Annotated in this window: 1 protein-coding gene; it reads right to left on the reverse strand. The window is 67.0% G+C overall.

All coding sequences use genetic code 11. The features are described from left to right. A partial coding sequence (locus tag J8I33_RS34195; RefSeq protein WP_209939994.1) for an amidohydrolase occupies window positions 1-1,748 on the reverse strand: 1,748 nt, incomplete at both ends.

Genomic DNA, 1,748 nt, shown 5'->3' on the forward strand with positions numbered 1-1,748 from the left:
CCCTTCGCGTCCGACGTCGGCAACGTGCTCGCCCATGCGCTCGCGTGCGCATGCTGGTGAAGGTTGCATTCGTTCGCGCAGCCGCACATCGCGGCGGCCGCTGCCGCGCGTTGCAGCGGCGCGCCGTTGCGTTGCGTCGCGCCCCAGCCGCCATAGCCGCCGAACTCGCGCACCGGCGACCAGTCCGGCATCGCCGGCGGAATCGGCGCGTCGTGCGATGCGAACGGCCCCGCGCCCCACACGATCTTCCCGTCGACCACCGTCAGCAACGCGGTCGTGGCGGCGATATCGTCTTCCGCGCACCCGAAGAAATCGCGATCGGGGACCACCAGGTCGGCAAGCTGACCCACCGCGATGCGGCCTTTCTTGCCTTCCTCGTTCGAGAACCACGTCACGTACTCGGTCCACATCCGCAGCGCGGTTTCGCGATCGAGCAGGTTGCGCTGCGGATACATGCGCATGCCGCCGACCGTCTTGCCCGTCACGAGCCACGCAAGCGACACCCACGGGTTGTACGACGCGACGCGCGTCGCGTCCGTGCCGGCCGACACCTTGAGCCCCTTCGCGAGCATCTTCGCGACCGGCGGCGTCGCCTCCGCGGCTTGCGCGCCGTAGCGCTCGACGAAGTATTCACCCTGGTACGCCATCCGGTGCTGCACCGCGATCCCGCCGCCGAGCGCGGCGATCCGGTCCATCGATTGCTCGGTGATCGTTTCCGCGTGATCGAAGAACCAGTTCAGCCCTTCGAGCGGAATGTCCTCGTTGACCTTCTCGAACACGTCGAGCGCGCGGCTGATCGTTTCGTCATAGGTCGCGTGCATGCGCCACGGCCAGCGGTTTTCCGCGAGCACGCGCACGACGCCTTCGAGATCGTCCTCCATCTGCGCGGGCAGGTCCGGACGCGCGACGCGAAAATCCTCGAAGTCGGCCGCGGAAAACGCCAGCATCTCGCCGGCGCCGTTGTTGCGGAAGTAGTCGGTGCCGTCGTGATACTTGACGCTCTTCGTCCAGTTCACGAAGTCTTCCTTCTCCGCGTTCGGCTTCTGCGTGAACAGGTTGTACGCGATCCGGATCGTCATCTCGCCCGCGTCGTGCAGCTTGCGGATCACTTCGTAATCGTCGGGGTAATTCTGCGAACCGCCGCCCGCGTCGATCACGCCCGTCACGCCGAGCCGGTTCAGCTCTCGCATGAAATGGCGCGTCGAGTTGTACTGATACTCGAACGGCAGCTTCGGCCCCTTCGCGAGCGTCGCGTAGAGGATCGTCGCGTTCGGGTTCGCGAGCAGCAGGCCGGTCGGGTTGCCGGCGGCATCGCGCAGGATCGTGCCGCCCGGCGGCTCCGGCGTGTCCTTCGTATAGCCGACGACACGCAGCGCGGCCGCGTTCAGCAACGCGCGATCGTACAGGTGCAGGATGAACACCGGCGTGTCCGGCGCGACCGCATTGAGTTCTTCGATCGTCGGCAGCCGCTTCTCCACGAACTGATGCTCGGTGAAGCCGCCGACCACGCGCACCCACTGCGGCGCGGGCGTGATCGCGACCTGCTGCTTGAGCATCTCCATCGCGAGCGCAAGCGACGGCACGCCGTCCCAACGCAGTTCCATGTTGTAGTTCAGTCCGCCGCGAATCACGTGGCAGTGGTTGTCGATCAGACCCGGCAGCACGCCGCGGCCGCCGAGATCGACCACCTTCGTCGCGCGGCCCGCGAGCGGCATCACGTCCGCTTCGCTGCCGACCGCGACGAAGCG

The sequence above is a fragment of the Burkholderia sp. AcTa6-5 genome, assembly GCF_017815075.1.
GTDB classification, from domain to species: domain Bacteria; phylum Pseudomonadota; class Gammaproteobacteria; order Burkholderiales; family Burkholderiaceae; genus Burkholderia; species Burkholderia sola.